This window comes from Shimwellia pseudoproteus (assembly GCF_016415625.1).
Lineage (GTDB): Bacteria > Pseudomonadota > Gammaproteobacteria > Enterobacterales > Enterobacteriaceae > Shimwellia > Shimwellia pseudoproteus.
Window position 1 is genome coordinate 1 of record NZ_WBXP01000118.1, and the last position, 768, is coordinate 768.

The window sequence follows — 768 nt, forward strand, 5'->3', positions numbered from 1 at the left end:
GGTAATGACTCCAACTTATTGATAGTGTTTTATGTTCAGATAATGCCCGATGACTTTGTCATGCAGCTCCACCGATTTTGAGAACGACAGCGACTTCCGTCCCAGCCGTGCCAGGTGCTGCCTCAGATTCAGGTTATGCCGCTCAATTCGCTGCGTATATCGCTTGCTGATTACGTGCAGCTTTCCCTTCAGGCGGGATTCATACAGCGGCCAGCCATCCGTCATCCATATCACCACGTCAAAGGGTGACAGCAGGCTCATAAGACGCCCCAGCGTCGCCATAGTGCGTTCACCGAATACGTGCGCAACAACCGTCTTCCGGAGCCTGTCATACGCGTAAAACAGCCAGCGCTGGCGCGATTTAGCCCCGACATAGCCCCACTGTTCGTCCATTTCCGCGCAGACGATGACGTCACTGCCCGGCTGTATGCGCGAGGTTACCGACTGCGGCCTGAGTTTTTTAAGTGACGTAAAATCGTGTTGAGGCCAACGCCCATAATGCGGGCAGTTGCCCGGCATCCAACGCCATTCATGGCCATATCAATGATTTTCTGGTGCGTACCGGGTTGAGAAGCGGTGTAAGTGAACTGCAGTTGCCATGTTTTACGGCAGTGAGAGCAGAGATAGCGCTGATGTCCGGCGGTGCTTTTGCCGTTACGCACCACCCCGTCAGTAGCTGAACAGGAGGGACAGCTGATAGAAACAGAAGCCACTGGAGCACCTCAAAAACACCATCATACACTAAATCAGTAAGTTGGCAGCATCACC

General features: G+C 53.4%; 1 protein-coding gene. It reads right to left on the reverse strand.

The features are described from left to right. Positions 1-15: 15 nt before the first annotated feature. Positions 16-713, reverse strand: a protein-coding gene (locus tag F9C28_RS19990; protein WP_103215986.1) for an IS1-like element IS1A family transposase whose coding sequence is annotated in 2 segments (ribosomal slippage) — positions 16-464 and positions 464-713 — 699 coding nt in all. Because the reading frame shifts where the segments join, the coding sequence is not laid out codon by codon here. Positions 714-768 lie beyond the last annotated feature (55 nt).